This is a genomic window from Roseibium sp. SCP14 (genome assembly GCF_040329475.1).
In the GTDB taxonomy this organism is placed as follows: domain Bacteria; phylum Pseudomonadota; class Alphaproteobacteria; order Rhizobiales; family Stappiaceae; genus Roseibium.
This window is the reverse complement of the sequence record NZ_JBDZYH010000003.1, coordinates 553,104-569,637: the sequence shown is the minus strand read 5'-3', so window position 1 is coordinate 569,637 and position 16,534 is coordinate 553,104. Positions and strand designations below refer to the sequence as shown.

Below are 16,534 nucleotides of genomic sequence, written 5' to 3'. Positions count from 1 at the left end.
CGTTTACAATTCTGCAAATGCAACAAAAAACTGGAGAGTACAACTAATTTCTCGAGTTGATTGTTCACTCAGTTTTTCACATTTGCCAATTTTGTGTAAACGTGTACACTGCGTATCGCAAACAGATTGCAACGTCAAATTTCCGAAACGAGCTCTTAGGGAGGAGACCATGTTTCAGAGACTGAATTTGGCCGGCACTTGCCTCGCAGGCCTTTTGGCTTTCACGGCAATGGCATCGGCAGAAACGATTAGAATCGCCGAGCACCGACAGGCGCGGATCGACGCATTAATGGAAAGCGTCCCGGCAATTGAGGACAAATACGGCGTCACAATTGAAGTCGTGGAATACCCCGCCCCCGAAAAGGATTACCTGACGAAAATTCTGACCGAGCTTCGCGCGGGAAATGCACCTGATCTCTTCACGGCACCTCGTGGTCAGGATGTCGCCGATATGGTGGCGGCCGGATACCTCGCACCTGTCGGCGATGAATTGAAGGCATGGGATGGCTATGCCGACCTTTTCGATGTCGCCAAGGCTCTGGTGACGACGCAGGACGGCAACATCTATGTTCTGCCGGCAATGCTGAACGTACAGCAGATTTACTTCCGCCGGGATCTTCTCGAAAAGGCCGGCATCTCCACAGACCAGCCGAAAAACTGGGCTGAATTGCTGGATCGCGCCAAGGAGATCAAGGAAAAGACCGGTGCATACGGTCTGATGTTCCCGGCCGGCGTGACGTGGGGAGGCGGCGCATTCGGCGAAGGTTTCACATATTTGATCATGGGCAGTTCAACGCCGCAAATCGCCAATGACGACGGCACGCTCAATCTGACCGGTGAAGGCATCAAGGACGTATTCGGATTTTACGCCGACCTGATCAACAACGACCTCATGCCGGTCGATCCTCTACTGGGGCCTGAACCCTGGATCATTCCCAAATATGAGATGTTCCCGGCCGGTGACCTTGCCACGACCACATGCGGTACCTGGTGCTACATCTACGACTGGGGGCCGGAGTCCCGCAATCCGATCCCGGATGTCACAAGCGCAGTCGGCACCTGGGCGGTCCCGGGACAAAATGAAGGCCAATACGTGCTTGTGGATGTCGACAGCCCCTGGGCGGTCAATGCCAAGGCAGCAAACCCGGACCTTGCCAAGAAGGTACTGCTTGAACTTGGCGCGGTGGACGCAACTGTCGCTTATGCGGAAAGGATTGGAAACATTCCCGGACGCAAAGGGGCTGCGGAAAACGCAGACTTCCAGAAACTCAAGGCACTCGTCCCCATTCACGGAAACGTGGACAATGGGGTCTTCCTGAAGACGGCGACCGGCTTCTCTGTCGTGTCTGAAGGTGTTGCTCGAGCAACCGAAGCCCTGCTTCGCAAGGAAACCGACGCCGCCGGTGCGCAGGAAATCCTTGTCGAATACAGCCGCAACCTTCTTGGCGACGAAGCGATCAAATAGGTGAGTTCAGGGATGTCCTCCCCCTGAACCATCTCAACGGCGAAGCCGCATTCGTGCGGCTTCGCGCGCAGCATCGCACTCGACCACCTGCGGAATTCAAAAATGACCACGCTCGCAAGTTACGAGAAACACGCAGCTTGGCGTCTCAAGCTGCTGCTGGTGCCGTCCGTGCTTCTTCTTGGCGCACTGGTAATATACCCGGCCTTCTATTCGATCTATCTCAGCCTTACCAACGAGGCCCTGTCAGGGCCTGGAGCGCTCAATCCGCGTTTCGTAGGCGCCCGCAACTATATTCGCCTGTTTTCCGACAGTGGCTTTTGGAATTCCTTGTTCGTGACGTTCTGGTTCGTCCTTGGCTCAGCCATAATCGGCCAATTCGTACTCGGACTGATTTCGGCCGTTTTGTTACGCCGACCGTTCCGGCTTCGTACGCTGGTCAATGCAATCATCCTGATGCCAAACGCCGTTCCGGAAGTTGTTGCCGGTTTCATGTGGGTTGGCATGCTTGCCGGCGGAGAAAACGCCACACTCAACCAGATTGTTTCCTGGTTCGGAGTGCCTCCGCAAAACTGGCTCTCGACGTTTCCCCTGACCATGATCATCGTTGTGAACACCTGGCGCGGCATCGCCTTCGCGATGATCCTGCTCACCTCCGGCATCAGCTCCATATCGAGCGAGCTTTACGAAGCTGCCCGCATGGATGGAGCAACGCCCCGCCAGATCTTCTTTCGGCTGACGCTACCGCTGCTGATGCCGACGATCTTCCTCTACATGCTGGTGTCGACGGTTACGACGATCTCGATTTTCGGCCTTGTCTACGCCCTGACAAGAGGGGGGCCGGGCGGTGCCACTGAAATCATCGGCATCTACATATTCAATCAGTCCTTCACGGCATTCCAACTCGGCTTCGGCTCTGCCGTCGCCGTGGTGATGCTGGTGATCTCCGTCATCATCGGGATTGCATATGTCCGCGTGCTGAAAGTGCAGGTGTAATCATGGCAATTGCCGAAACCCAGAACACAAAACCCATCAAGCCTGCAGACGTTGCGTCCTACGGCGTCCTCACCCTCATCAGTCTCTACTGTGCCATACCTTTTCTATGGGTTTTCGTGGCATCACTGGACCCTGAACCCGGGCAATTTCTTGCCTGGCCGAAGGAATGGACCTTCGCCAACTACATCAACATTTTCAGCCAGCATGACGGGTTCAGGTGGATCGGCAATTCGCTGGCAATCGTTGGCAGTGCGACCCTGATTGTCATCGTTCTTGGAGGCTTGGGCGGTTATGCGCTTTCCAGAAGCCGGGGCTGGTGGCGCCAGCCGTTTCTGTACACGATCATTCTCATTCGCGTTGTACCTCCAACAGCCTTGATTGTTCCACTCTACAAGGTCCTTCTGACAGCGAACGATGCCGTCGGAGCGGTTGTCCGGGCGATCGTGCCCTCTGACTGGGTTCGCCCGACCATGCACATCGTCGGTTTCGTCGACGGCTACCTCGGCATCACTCTTGTCCTGGCCGCAACACAGTTGCCGCTTGCGCTTTGGATCATGAAGACCTTCTTCGACACCATTCCTAGAGACTACGAGGAAGCCGCCCTCATGGATGGTGCAACACAAATGCAACGCATCAGGCGGGTGCTCATTCCCCTCGCCCTGCCCGGACTGGGAGCCGCCGGTTTGTTTGCGTTTATCACGGCCTGGGGAGATTTCCTGATGCCCCTGATCTTCCTCTCTTCCAACGAATTGCAAACGCTGCCGCTCGGGTTGTTCCGCGCCTACATGCGCGTCAATCAGCTCGATTACGGTTTCATGACCGCGCTTGCCGTTATCTACACCCTGCCCGCCGTAATCGCCTTCGGTTTCGCAAGAAGGTTTCTCGTCCAGACGTTCAGTGGCGGCGTCAAGGGATAATCGACAGGAAAGGAACGTCTTGTGGCGACAATTGAACTTAAGAACATCAGAAAGTCGTTTGGCCCTGTCGACGTAATCAAGGGCGTCGACATTCACATCGATGACGGCGAGTTTGCTGTCTTCGTAGGCCCCAGCGGTTGTGGCAAGTCAACTTTGCTTCGGTTAATCGCCGGACTTGAATCCATCAATTCCGGCGAGTTCCTTCTCGACGGCAAGACCATGAACGAAATCGCCCCCGACAAACGCGGGATCGCGATGGTTTTCCAGTCTTACGCTCTCTATCCGCACATGACGGTTGCTCAGAATATCGGCTTTTCCCTCGAGCTGAAAAAGGTCCCCAAGGAAACGATACGCCGTGAAGTGGAAGAAGTGGCGGAGAAACTGCAACTATCCGACCTGCTTGACCGCCGCCCCGCGGCCTTGTCGGGTGGTCAGCGCCAGCGGGTCGCGATCGGTCGGGCAATCATCAAGAAACCGTCGGTCATTTTGTTTGACGAGCCCCTCAGCAACCTTGACGCCTCGCTCCGCGTCCAGATGCGGGCCGAGCTGCAACGCCTCCATCAGGAGCTGTCGGCAACGGTGATCTACGTGACACACGATCAGGTGGAGGCGATGACGATGGCAGACAGAATTGTCGTCTTGAAAGACGGAGAAGTCGCCCAGTGCGCGCCACCGATCGAACTCTACAAGAAACCCGCCAACACCTTTGTCGGGACCTTTATCGGCTCTCCACGCATGAACCTGCTGCCGGCAACTATCAATCGCTCCAGCGGGTCTGCGGTTGAAGCAAGGGTCGATAACGGCTGGGTGTTCAAACTTCCGGAAAACCTGACAGCGGCCGACGGCGACAGGGTCCAGGTGGGCGTCAGACCGGAACATCTTCGGCTCAGTGATCAGCCTGGAGCCATCACGACGGATGTCTCGGTTGTCGAGCGTCTTGGTGTCGAAACCTACCTGACACTCGGCAGCTCAGAAGAACCGATCATCGCCCGAGTCGATGGAGATGTTACAGCGCGTATCGGAGACCAGGTTCACCTGAGCGTCGACGAAAGGGCCTGTCACCTCTTCGACGCCACAGGCAAATCCATCAACTACAACTAACCGTCAAACACAGGGAACTGCCAATGACAATTCGCGTTTCGATATGGAACGAAGGGCGCCACGAAAAAGAACATCCCGAAGTTGCAGCAATCTATCCGGAGGGCATCGATGGAGCGATTGTCGCCGGACTGGAGGGTGAGGATTTTGAAATTCGCACCGGACGTCTGGACGATCCGGATCAGGGACTGTCGGAAGAAATGCTCAATTCAACAGATGTCCTGTTGTGGTGGGGGCACATGGCTCATGAAGAAGTGAGTGATGAGCTTGTCGATAGAATTCAGCAACGCGTCCTTGCCGGAATGGGCCTGGTGGTTCTGCACTCAGGACACCATTCCAAACTCTTCAGGCGGCTGATGGGGACGAACTGCAATCTGGCTTGGCGCGAACGTCCTGAGGGCGACCTGGAACGGGTCTGGGTCGTAGCGCCCTCTCATCCGATCGCCGAAGGTCTGCCCCCTTACTTCGAAGTTCCCCAATCCGAAATGTATGGTGAACCGTTTGACATCCCGGAGCCTGATGAACTCCTGTTCCTGTCATGGTTCAGCGGCGGCGAAGTGTTTCGCAGCGGTTGCACCTTCCGTCGCGGGAGGGGCAGGATCTTCTATTTCGGACCGGGTCACGAAACATTTCCCATCTACCACAACAAATTCGTCCATCGTGTCATAGCCAATGGAATTCACTGGGTGAAACAAAGGCATACGGACGGCCGCATTCTTGAGAATTGGCACCGTCCGGAACCGCTTCACACCTGAGGAAATGCTGCTTCAGGGCGCAAAAGACGTTTGGAACTCCGACGGTTAACAGGATAGTCTTCTGCCGCCCTGAAGCCAGCTATTGGACAGAACAACAAGTCAATGAACAAAAAACGGATCACCTCCAAGGAACTCGCCAAACTCGCGGGTGTTTCCTCTGCCACCGTGTCCCGCGCCTTCTCACCGACAGCGCGTATCAACAAGGCAACCCGGGAGATGATCCTGTCCATCGCTCGTGAACATAACTACCAGCCAAGCGCCATTGCCAGAACGCTTCATGGACAAGGCTCGCGGCTGGTCGCCGTTGTAGTCAACACGATTGCCAATCCTTGCGAGTCGGAGGAGCTGGACACACTCGTCCATCGTCTCCAGGACTGCCAGCTCATGCCGATAATCCTGTGCTGTGCCGCGATCGAAGACAGGTTGCCCCTGATGCGGCTTGCCTCGACCTATCAGGTTGACCATGTCGTCGTCTTCTCCGACATGTTTTCAGCTGATGACGCGTTGGAAATCTTTGCGGGGATCCGACCGATCATGGTGACGCTCGAGCCGCATCATCATCCGGATGTTTCGACCATCGAGATCGATGGTTCTGCTGCTGCCGAAGAGATCATCAACAAGGTGGTTGATGATGGCCGCAAACACTTTGCCTATCTCGCAGGGCGGGAATCCAGCTGGATCGACCAAAAGAGAAAAGGTTGGTTTGAGAACGCGCTCAACGCCCGCGGGCTTTCCTTTGAGGCCTTTGGTCGAGGCGACTACACCTATGATGCAGGCTTCAAGGAAGCCATCATGCTTTTGCGCCGAAATAAGATCGACGCCCTGATCTGCGGCAACGACGTCATGGCAATCGGTGCGTGCGACGCCGCCCGCAGAGTGCTCAATCGTAACGTTCCCGAGGACCTCGCCGTCATCGGGCAGGACGGCATCGCCATGGCGGCATGGGAGTGTCACGACCTGACCACACTGGCACAAGACCACGTCAAATTCATTGACACCGTTATCGACCTGATCCAGCAGGCATCCGACAATCAGGAACCTGCCCAGAGAGTCAAACTGACCTGTTCGGCTCGCTGGGGAACAACGGCTTGATCAATTAATTTTACGATTTAACTAACTAATTCAACATACTGTTTTCGAATTATTTTAATGGATTATACTTGAAGTCGAAAAGGCGCCTCCAACGGCGCCCTTGCATATTCAGTTTGACAGAACTTCATCTAGTGAGGCGAGGAAATAGTCACAGTCCTCGAAGCTGAACTGAGCGGGAGGCTTGATCTTCAGCACATTGTGGTGCGGACCTTCACTGGAAAGAAGAATTCCATGCCGGGTCTTCATTTTCCGAATGATCTCATCCAGCTCATCAGCCGCCGGTTCAAGCGTTTCCCGGTCGCGTACCAATTCGATGCCGATAAACAGTCCATGGCCGCGAACGTCACCGATGACAGTGTGCTTTTCCGCCAGAGCCCTCGCTCCCGCCATCATGCGTTCACCGGTCACCTGGCAATGATGCTTCAGTCGCTCGTCACGAATGACATCGAGAACCGCAAGGCCAATCGAGGCCGAAACCGGATTGCCACCGAACGTGTTGAAATACTCCATCCCGTTGGCAAAGGCTGCGGCAACCTTCTCGCTTGTGATTACTGCCGCCATCGGATGCCCATTTCCAATCGGCTTTCCGAGCGTGACAATATCGGGCACCACCCCCTGGGTTTCAAATGCCCACATATGAGAACCCACACGTCCGAACCCGACCTGTACTTCGTCGGCAAGACACAATCCACCAGCTTCGCGCACGTGCTCATAAGCATGCTGCAAGTATCCTTTCGGCAGAACAAGCTGGCCACCGGTGCCTAGAATGCCTTCGCTGAAGAAGAGTGCCGGGCTCTTTCCTTCTTTTTTCAGATCCTCGATCTTGCGCCGGACATCTTCTGCATAGTTCCTGCCTGCGTCCTCATCGCCATACCGCCATTGCCCTCTGTACAGATCCGGCATCTGAACGACGCGGACATGCGACGGGCGCCCCTCGCCTCCTTTTCCGGCAAACTTGTAGGGACTTACTTCGATCAGGCTTGAAAGATGCCCATGATAGGCGTGATCGACCGTTAGCAGATCCCGGTTGCCGGTGTATGTGCGCGCCAGCCTGATAGCCAGATCGTTTGCCTCGCTGCCTGAATTCACAAAGAAGCAGACATTGAGCGGATCCGGAAAGAGGTCAGTCAGGCGATGGGAATACTCAACCAGGGTGTCGTGCAAATAGCGCGAATTGGTGTTCAGTTGCCCCATTTGGGTTTTGGCGGCCTCGACCACACGAGGATGGCAATGCCCGACGTGGCAAACGTTATTGACCATGTCGAGCCAGCGCTTGCCGCTCTCGTCAACCAGATAGCAACCGTCCCCCCCGACAATCTTCAAGGGAGCATCGGAATAAGCGATGCTGAGAGATCTGCCGATCCGCAAGGACCGCTCTTGTACAAGGGCCGTCTTGTCCTGGGCGACGATGGCAGAAGCTGAAACGGGTAGCCCCAGGATCACGCTCGGATCGGGACTGATCTCGCGCCAGACCGGCCATTGCTGACGTACACCGACACCGTGCATCCTGGCTTCAAGTCCGAGGTGATCCGTCACGATCTGGAAGTGAAGGTGTGGCGGCCATTCGCCATTTTCTTCTCTGGGACCGAATTCGGCAAAGGCTTCCCCCTTCTCGATCTTCTGTCCGATTTTCAGATTTTCACAGCCGCGCCGGGAAAGGTGCCCGTACAAGGTCCAGAACTTGTCACCTTCACTGGCTTCGTGTTCCAGCAGAACGGTTGGTCCGAATCCGTTGTATACGGCGTCGTCATGATAGAACGCCACCGTACCGGCCATAGGCGCATGCACGGGCTCAAAATCCGGTGCAAAGATATCAATGCCAAGATGAACGGAACGGCGAACTTCAGGGCTCCCCATTTCAAAGGCGTCGCTCTTGTATACCGTTCTGTCTTCGCCATAAATTCCAATGCCGTAGTCGGCACCAGCTTCACGGATCTGGTCTTCGCAGAAGGCATCGAATTCAGCCCCGCTGAACCCCGCCAGTTGCGCCGCATATGTTGCCGTGTGAGTGAAATCGAACACTATGGTTTTGGGCGTCGCGAGTTCCGGTCTGATGACCGGAGAAAACGCGTGAGCATTCATCTCAAGCCAGCGAATGACGCGCTTTGCGTGCGGTACTGGTGCAAAACCGCAGGCGGAACGTATCCGCATGTTTGCAAGTCTTGCGTTTTCCGCGTTAAGCCGCTGCATCTCACGCCAGACATCCTCCTGACTGACCAAGAGATACTGGTTTTCGGGATTTTCCCTTATCTGCTTCGCAGCCATGCACATGGAAACCGCATAACGGGTTTTGACCAGACCGAAGATCAGGTCGGCTTCCTGCTCAGTGATCTGATTTTTGAGGTGGTAGGCTCCGGCGATGGTCGCCGCGACCCCGACCGGATCGCTCGCACCGATCAAGGCATAAGCTGCGGCAACCGCAATCTCGACCACTCGACAACTCTCGACCATGTCGCCAAAATCAAGCAAACCGCTGACCTGACCATTTTCGTCCAGAAGCACGTTGTAGTCATTGGCATCGTTGTGGATGACCTGACGGGAGCAGTCTTGCAGCCGAGGCAGCAGGTCGTCGGCAAACTGCTGGAGGATTTCGCCTACTGCTTGCCGCTTGGTTTCGTCCTCGATGTAATGAAGGTTCTCAAGATGACGGACCGCACGCGCAATGTCCCAGTTGTAGATGCGTTTCGTCCCTTGATGTTCGAAAGTCGCGAGAGATCGATCGAGCTCAGCAAGCAGATATCCGAGTGACTGTGCCGCGGGTTCTCCTCTGCGTTCCGCTTTTGCCCAGACATTGCCGTCAAGCCAGGTCAGGAGACGGGCCTTGCGCGGTCCCAGATATGTGACATCCGTCAAGGTGGCGCCGTAACGGTCAGGAACCGCCTTGGATACCGGCAATTGAGGTGCATGAGCTGCCAAATGCTCCAGAACTGAAACTTGCATATCAAGTTCAGCGTCATTTCCCGGAGCGTGCAGCTTCAGGAGAAAGTTGCGTTCGTCACTGGTGCGGACATGAAAGTTCAGGTCGTGTTCACCGGGAAGCTTTTTGACAGTCCCCTCAAGACCATAGATCTCTGCCAGAATATTGTGAACTCCGGCCAGGGAGTTTGCATCCATTGCTGAGTTGCTCGTCATGTGCCCGATTTTTCCTCACCACGCGACTGTTGAACCGTCATAGGCCTTGAAGCTTCCTGTTTCCGATAACTCGATATCATCAAGTATCTTCATCAATCCGGTTGCGCTCTCGAACGCCGGAACCTCGGCGTGAATCCCTCCCATATCGGTCTTGATCCAACCCGGGTGCAGGGAAATTACCGTGATTCCGTTTGCCTTTAGATCATGCGCCAGCTTGCACGTCACCATGTTTAATGCTGCTTTTGAACATCGATAGGCATAGTCGCCATCATCATCGTCGATTGTTCCTTCAACCATCGATCCCGAGCGGCTGCTGATGTTTGCAACCACCTTCCTGCGTCCCGACCGGAGAGCAGGAAGCAATGCCCTTGTCACCAGCAAGGCGCTCAGAGCATTGACCCGCATCACTTCGAGAAACTCCTCACCGTCAAGCGTGTCCAATCCGCCATCGTCTCCACGAACGGCTGCATTGTTGACGACAACATCGATGGCAACTCCTTCGAAAACGCGGTTGAGATTTTCTATGGAATTGCCATCTGTGACGTCCAACTTGAAATAGTCGACACCTTCCAGTCTGTCGCCGAGATTGGTGTCCCGCACACCGGCCAGAACATGTGCACCTCTTGCGGCGTACCGGCCAGCCAGCTCACGCCCGAGCCCCCGAGAGGCTCCGGTGATCAGAACTCTTTCCTGTTCGCTTCCGAGTTGCACTGGCCAATCGGTCATTTAGTCGCTTCCAGACTGCGTCTTTGAAAGGCGGGCCATTGATCCGTAAAGTTCGCCGCTGAACTTTATCGTTCGTTTCTGGGTCTCGAAATCTACATGCGTGATACCAAACGGCGTCGTGTACCCGTATGCCCATTCGAAATTGTCGGTCAGGGTCCAGGCAAAATACCCTTTTACAGGCACGCCCTCAGACGCTGCTTTGACGACAAAATCGAGGTGATCGACATAGTATTTCGCTCTTAAATCATCCCAGACACGTCCGTCTTCCGAAACGGTTTCGGGCTTTGTCGCTACTCCATTTTCCGTGATGTAAATTTCCTTTGGACCATAGTTCTCATGAACGTAGCTCAAAATGTCATAGATGCATCGCGGCCAGATTTCATACTCAACCTCTGAATAGATACCCTCAGGCTGTACCCTGGCGAAGTTCAGCGGTGCCCATTCCTCGCCGTCTTCAATGACCGAACGCCGATAAATATTCACACCGAGATAATCGATCGGAGCTGCGATGATCTTGTTGTCTTTTTGTTTGATCTCGGGCAACAAATCGGCGAGCAATTCGAGCATGTCTTGCGGGTATTTTCCTTTGAACACTGCATCCAGGAACCAGCGGTTTTGTGCGCCCTCGAAATGGCTGGCTGCCCTTTTGTCAGCAGGAGAATCCGATGCAGGTTCGACCACGTTCAGATCGAACACAATACCGACAGAAGCATCTGGAACCGCTTCGCGAATTCTGGGAACCGCAAGGCCGTGGGCCAGCAAAGCATGATGGGCGGCTGTCGCGCCCCCCTTTGCACCGTCCTTGAAACCTGGGGCATCTTCACCGCTGGCATGACCTGACCAACAAAAGGTCCAGGGTTCATTGAGTGTAGTCCAGGATTTCACCCGATCACCAAACGCTGCTGCGGCAACCTCCGCATAGTGGGCAAAATGTTGTGCCGTCTCACGATTGTACCACCCGCCCCTGTCCTGAAGTGCTTGCGGCAAATCCCAATGATAGAGCGTTGCGAAGGGTGTTATTCCCGCTTCCAGCAGCCCGTCGATCAATCGGTCATAAAAGGCTATGCCTTTCTGGTTTACTGACCCGTGTCCTTCCGGCAACAGGCGGGTCCAGGCAATCGAAAAACGATAGGCATCCAGTCCCATATCCCGCATCAGGGCGATGTCTTGCTGCCACAAATGGTAGTGGTCACAGGCGACGTCACCGGTGGTCTTGTCAATGATCGCACCTGGCTGGCGACAAAACCTGTCCCAGATGCTTTCACCTTTGCCATCCTCGTTGTGAGCACCCTCGAACTGATAGGCCGAGGTTGCAGCACCAAATACAAAGCCTTTCGGAAAGACAATCGACTCCGCGCGGGCGCGCACCTGCGCTCTCTCTCTATCGATGCTTGATGTCATATTTTCTTTCAATCGTGTTGATGAGGCTCGCCGCTGCAAGCGTCAGGAAAATGTAGAAGATGGCCGCTGAGTTGTAGGGAGCAAAAGGCAGGAAGCTCGCTGCCTGAAACTCACGCATACGCTGGGTGATGTCACGTATCGACAGAATGGACAGCAATGAAGTGTCCTTGAGGATCGCGATCAGTTCGTTGCCGAGCGGCGGGATGATGATCCGGAAAGCCTGAGGCAAAATGACAAGACGTGCTGTCTGCCAGCGATTGAGACCAATGCTGTAGGCCGCCTCTATCTGGCCTTTCGGGATGGCGTTGATACCTGAGCGGAAGATCTCGGCTAGATAGGCCGAATAAGCCAGTCCCATCGCAAAAATGCCGCGCACCAGATTTGGTGGATCGAGCACACCCTGTGTCGCGTCCTTGAGTGCGCCGCTGAGCGGCAGCCCCACATAGAGGACGATCACCAGCATTGGTATCCCTCGGATCGTGTCGACGACAAATTCCGAACCGATGGCCAATGGGTGCCGTTTGTGCAAGAAGCCACCAAAAGTCAGCAGTCCAAGGACTATGCTCAGGACAACAAGTGTTACGCCGGCTGACCGGTCCCGATCGTTGAGCGCCTCAGTGCTCCAGATAATTGGCCATCCTTCCGGAACGTCGGCTTGCGGTATCATCGCCGCACTTACTCCGGGCCCCTTCTCAATCGCGGCGAGCGCAAGATTGGCATCTCGGTAGGTGCGAAGCGAAACCTCCTTTTCAGGAGCCCCGGGAAACTCGCCGTACCTCACGGCTCCAATCACGGAGGATGGGGTGCCTGCGATGACTGCGACACGTCCGTCGAGCGTACCTGTTAGAACATAGGTGTCTTTGGGCTGTGTCAGGAACCACGTGGATACCGCGATCAATAGAACGGTTGCGGCTGAAAAGATCGCCGTTGTCCGCCTTGTGTAATGAAGTTGCAGAAGCCCTACCCAGACCAACCCCAGAATGGCAGCCAGCATATAGGCGATAATCGCAGCGCGGATCGTTGTCGCAACGCCCGCTGCAAATGCGATGTGGGCATAAAAGAACAGAAACGAGAAACCGAACCCGTTGATCAACAACAGGAGCCAGAAACCGCTCTTCCTTAGCCGGACGTTTTGTAAAACAAACCGCCCCGGCAACATCAGGCCCAACCCAATAACCGTTGCGACGAGATAGATGCCGTTAAGGGTCCTTTCGACGTTACCAACCATCCCTTCTGCGGCTTCGGTCAATTGTCTGGGAGTAACGCCCCGCACGACAAGGTCCGAGGTGAAGGGATCGACACCGTTTGCCACCACCGAAGTTGCAAAGGGATGAACGATATCGCCGAGCAGGATCACGACCGCAGCCCCGAAATTCACGATCGCGGAAACGATCGCCAACTGAGGCCACCTGGCGGTGTCGCGCGAAAAAATCAGCACCGCCAATCCGCTGATAAACGCAAGTGTGAGCAAAAGAAAGCCGGGCACAAAAGTCCCCGAACCATCTTCAATCCCCACAATGGCTCTCAAGGAACGCTGGTAATTTGCCGATGAGGCGAAAAGGTAGATGATGAAAGGCAATGCGGCGAGAATGATAAGGTTGCTCGGCCGCACCCGTTTCAGGAATGACATTCATGCCTCCGGCATGTCTGGTTTCGACAGGGCACTCATGCTTTTCCGGCGCGACAAAACCTGTCTGCAGCGCCGGAAGTGCAAGTCTAATGATCAATTGATGCCGAAATACTTGTCGACCAACTGATCCAGAGTTCCGTCTTCCTTGATTGCTGCGAGCCCCTCATTGAAGGCGTCTACTGTTGGGTCACCCTTGCGGAACACAAGACCGAGCGGATCGGATTCCAGTTCCTGAATGCCCACAACCAGCTCACCGGCAAATTCTCTTTCATAGGCTGCGGAGTTGGCACCGTTGATGACCACGCCATCAACATCCTTGTTTCTGAGTGCAATGACAGAGGCACTGAATGTGTCATAGGCAATTACATTGTCTTTGCCGACAGCGTCCGCGGCGACCATTGCATCTGTCGTGTTGGCCTGTGCCGAAAGCTTTTTCCCCTGCGCCTTGAAATCCTCAATCGTCATTCCCTGATCCTCGACCCGCATCAGGACTGCCTGCCCTGTCACGATGTAAGGACTGGTGAAGTCCATGGACTTCTTGCGTTCATCGGTGATCGAAACACCGGATGCGACCAGATCGAACTCTCCCTGCTGCAATGCCGCAAAGATGCCGTCCCATCCGGTGGTGACGAACTCGGCTGTACAATTGATCTTGCCGCAAATCGCGTTTACCACATCAACATCGAAACCCACGATCTTTCCGGTTGCCGGATCAACACTTTCCATCGGCGGGCTCGTCGTGTCGGAACCGACTTTCAAATGAGCACCTCCGAGATCGGCGGCAACGGCCGTGCCGGACGCAAGAACAGTCACTGCGACAGCTGTGAGAAAACGCTTCATGTTATTCCTCCTCTGCAAGTTGGGTTGGCCCCGTTTGTTCAGACCCTCTTCTTCCCGAGATCATCCGGTTGGCGTGCAACCAGTTTTGGCCTGAAAACCTGCTTCAGCGTGTCCGGCTCCTCTCCGGCCATTCGCTTCAGCAGAAATTGTCCGAGGGTGCGTCCAAGCACCTCGATCGGCTGATAAAATGTCGTGATTGGCGGTGTGAAATAAGCGCTGACGTTTATGTCGTCATAGGCAATGACATCAACATCCGTTCCGATTGTCATTCCCGCGTCGCGCAATCCGGACAAAACGCCGAGCGTGGTCGACTCGTTGACGCAAACAAAAGCTGTGGGCGGATCACTCCGCTTGCTTAGTTCAATTGCACTTTCTCGACCAAAGCGGGTGGACAGATCTCCCCCCACAATCAAATCGGTGGAAGCGATCATCCTTGCTTCGTCGAAGGCACGAGTGAAACCATCGATACGATCCGCGGCATAGCAAAGTTCGGCCCTTGGATTGATCAGCGCAATTCTGCGATGACCGCCGGAAATCAGCCTTTGCGTCGCGGCATGAGAAGCCCACTCGTTATCAACGTCCACATGCGCGTAATCCAGCTCTCTTCTGCAACGCCCGAGAGACACAAAAGGAAAGCCGGCGTCCACGAGAAAATTGATCCTCGGGTCGTCCTGAAGAATTCCGGAAAAAATCAGTCCATCGGCCAACCCAAGGTCAACAACTCTGCGTGCCGCTTCCAAACCGTCATCTGCATCCCGGATTGTTAGAACGGACATCCGGTATTCACTGCCTTCAAGCGCCTGACTGAGACCACTCAGGATCTGGGTATATTCGACACCGTCCCATTCGTAGTCGGATACCGCGGTGACAGGCATCAAAACTGCGGCCTGGTAGGTTTTGCCCGTACGCAGCGCCATGCCCCTCGCATTGGCCTGGTACCCCACTTCCTCAGCGATCTTCAGAATAGTTTCCTTGGTGGCCGGAGCCACAACGGGCGATCCCCGCAGGGCCTTGGAAATGGTCCCGATGGAATAGCCACTAAGATCCGCCAGCGTCTTGATCGTTGGTGGAGTGCGACGGCTGTGTCGTGATCGGTCAGACATATATCCCCCGGCTGGAAAGAAACTACTAGATCGTTAACATCAAATAAAAACGTTTTCAAACAAAATAAAAACGTTTTTATTGACGATTTTGGTTGATCAACAATCTCATGTGTATTTGTCGATTGAACTGAAACGGAGGGACGCAAGCTACTTTCTGGAGGGCAGAACCTCCAACTCCACCTGCTCTCTTCGGCATATCTTCCGATCGGCTCCGGATCAAATTCCTTGGACATTCAGGAACAGCCGGCTCTAACTTTCTCGAAGCACAGGCAATGACCGTAGGACCATCTCTTCATCGATGCTTGAATGGCAAACGGTTTCAAACAGACTTGCTGAAGCGGCACGAGAACAGGAGTTTTGATGACCAAGGCCGAGCGCAAGGATCTCAGCCTGAAAGGGCTCGAGCTATTTCAAGCCGTAGCGCGTAACGGATCTCTACTTGAGGCAGCAGAAGAAACAGGGTTATCGACCAGCACCATCTCTCACCACTTGCGTGCACTCGAGGCAAGCCTGGGAATCGAGCTTTTCAACCACAAACGCCGTCCAATGGTGCTGACGCCCAAGGGACAGGCATTTCTCAGAAACATCGACAATGCCCTTCATTCAATTCGAAAGGCAAAAGCCGAAGCCGCAGCGGGCGACATAACCGACGCAAGTTATCTCAGGCTCGGTACAATCGAGGATCTGGACAGCGACATCATTCCAGACCTTGCAGTCCACTTGTCATCAAGCATGCCGCGTTGCGACTTTCTTTACATCACAGATTTCAGCCACACGGTCCTTGAGATGTTGCACAACCGGCAGCTCGACCTGGGCATCACAAGCACACCGGCAGACCGTCCGCACGAACTGGTTGACCGACCCTTTTTGCGAGATCCCTTCGTGATGGTCGCACCTAATTCCACCGAACATCATACCTCTGACATTCTGGCAGGAAAAACCGACCTTCCCTTCCTTCGATTTTCCAAGAACCTGATGGTTGCGAGGCAAATTGAATCACAGCTCAACCGACTCGGCCTTTCGCTGCCTAATCGCTTCGAATGTGGAAATAACCAGACCCTCATGGCTATGGTAGCTTCCGGTGCCGGATGGACAATCACGACTCCGCTCATGTTTTCTCGAGCTAAGCGATTTCAAGACCAGCTAAAACTCAGCAAGTTTCCCGGCAAGAGCTTCTCCCGCACTTTGTCAATCGTCACCACACCGGATTGCGCGCATTCCATTGTTGATCTTGTCGACTACAAATTACGTGAATTGGTTTCGAGACACGCAATCTCTCCGCTTCATAGAGCCACATCCTGGTTGAGCGACAGTTTTAAGCTGATCTCGTAATCGCGCCCTGGGCAGACAAGTATGTAAGCCGCAATTTTGGAATATTTCGC

The 16,534-nt window shown here is 54.6% G+C and carries 13 protein-coding genes; 7 read left to right on the top strand and 6 right to left on the bottom strand.

Annotation, left to right across the window (positions count from 1 at the left end; all coding sequences use genetic code 11):
- Window positions 1-229: 229 nt before the first annotated feature.
- The 6 genes from ABLQ08_RS15240 to ABLQ08_RS15215 all read left to right on the top strand — a co-directional run bounded on the left by ABLQ08_RS15240 (window position 230) and on the right by ABLQ08_RS15215 (window position 6,320).
- A complete protein-coding gene (locus ABLQ08_RS15240) occupies window positions 230-1,465 on the top strand; it encodes an ABC transporter substrate-binding protein (protein ID WP_417714925.1) in 1,236 nt (411 codons plus the stop codon).
- Window positions 1,466-1,567: 102 nt separating this feature from the next.
- On the top strand, window positions 1,568-2,458 hold the full coding sequence (locus ABLQ08_RS15235; protein WP_352943762.1) for a carbohydrate ABC transporter permease: 891 nt from the start codon (window positions 1,568-1,570) through the stop codon (window positions 2,456-2,458).
- A gap of 2 nt (window positions 2,459-2,460) precedes the next feature.
- Entirely contained in the window at window positions 2,461-3,375 is a 915-nt protein-coding gene (locus ABLQ08_RS15230) for a carbohydrate ABC transporter permease (RefSeq protein ID WP_352943761.1), read from the top strand.
- Window positions 3,376-3,396: 21 nt separating this feature from the next.
- Window positions 3,397-4,476 (top strand): ABC transporter ATP-binding protein, encoded by a 1,080-nt coding sequence (locus tag ABLQ08_RS15225; RefSeq protein WP_352943759.1) that lies wholly within the window; start codon window positions 3,397-3,399, stop codon window positions 4,474-4,476.
- Window positions 4,477-4,499: 23 nt separating this feature from the next.
- On the top strand, window positions 4,500-5,228 hold the full coding sequence (locus tag ABLQ08_RS15220; RefSeq protein ID WP_352943757.1) for a ThuA domain-containing protein: 729 nt from the start codon (window positions 4,500-4,502) through the stop codon (window positions 5,226-5,228).
- Window positions 5,229-5,330: 102 nt separating this feature from the next.
- On the top strand, window positions 5,331-6,320 hold the full coding sequence (locus tag ABLQ08_RS15215) for a LacI family DNA-binding transcriptional regulator (RefSeq protein ID WP_352943756.1): 990 nt from the start codon (window positions 5,331-5,333) through the stop codon (window positions 6,318-6,320).
- Window positions 6,321-6,428: 108 nt separating this feature from the next.
- Here ABLQ08_RS15215 and ABLQ08_RS15210 read toward each other — a convergent pair whose 3' ends face one another.
- The 6 genes from ABLQ08_RS15210 to ABLQ08_RS15185 all read right to left on the bottom strand — a co-directional run bounded on the left by ABLQ08_RS15210 (window position 6,429) and on the right by ABLQ08_RS15185 (window position 15,152).
- On the bottom strand, window positions 6,429-9,452 hold the full coding sequence (locus ABLQ08_RS15210; protein ID WP_352943754.1) for an aminotransferase class III-fold pyridoxal phosphate-dependent enzyme: 3,024 nt from the start codon (window positions 9,450-9,452) through the stop codon (window positions 6,429-6,431).
- Window positions 9,453-9,467: 15 nt separating this feature from the next.
- A complete protein-coding gene (locus ABLQ08_RS15205) occupies window positions 9,468-10,178 on the bottom strand; it encodes an SDR family oxidoreductase (RefSeq protein ID WP_352943752.1) in 711 nt (236 codons plus the stop codon).
- Entirely contained in the window at window positions 10,179-11,579 is a 1,401-nt protein-coding gene (locus ABLQ08_RS15200) for a GH1 family beta-glucosidase (protein WP_352943750.1), read from the bottom strand.
- Window positions 11,560-13,209: an amino acid ABC transporter permease gene (locus tag ABLQ08_RS15195; protein ID WP_352943748.1), complete on the bottom strand. Its 1,650-nt coding sequence runs from the start codon at window positions 13,207-13,209 to the stop codon at window positions 11,560-11,562. The genes ABLQ08_RS15200 and ABLQ08_RS15195 overlap by 20 nt, the downstream gene beginning before the upstream one ends.
- A 93-nt stretch (window positions 13,210-13,302) precedes the next feature.
- Entirely contained in the window at window positions 13,303-14,049 is a 747-nt protein-coding gene (locus tag ABLQ08_RS15190) for a transporter substrate-binding domain-containing protein (RefSeq protein WP_352943746.1), read from the bottom strand.
- Window positions 14,050-14,087: 38 nt separating this feature from the next.
- Window positions 14,088-15,152 (bottom strand): LacI family transcriptional regulator, encoded by a 1,065-nt coding sequence (locus ABLQ08_RS15185; RefSeq protein WP_352943744.1) that lies wholly within the window; start codon window positions 15,150-15,152, stop codon window positions 14,088-14,090.
- Between the two features lie 360 nt (window positions 15,153-15,512).
- On the opposite strand from ABLQ08_RS15185, the gene ABLQ08_RS15180 reads away from it, so the two are divergent.
- On the top strand, window positions 15,513-16,484 hold the full coding sequence (locus tag ABLQ08_RS15180) for a LysR family transcriptional regulator (RefSeq protein WP_352943743.1): 972 nt from the start codon (window positions 15,513-15,515) through the stop codon (window positions 16,482-16,484).
- The last annotated feature ends 50 nt before the right edge of the window (window positions 16,485-16,534 follow it).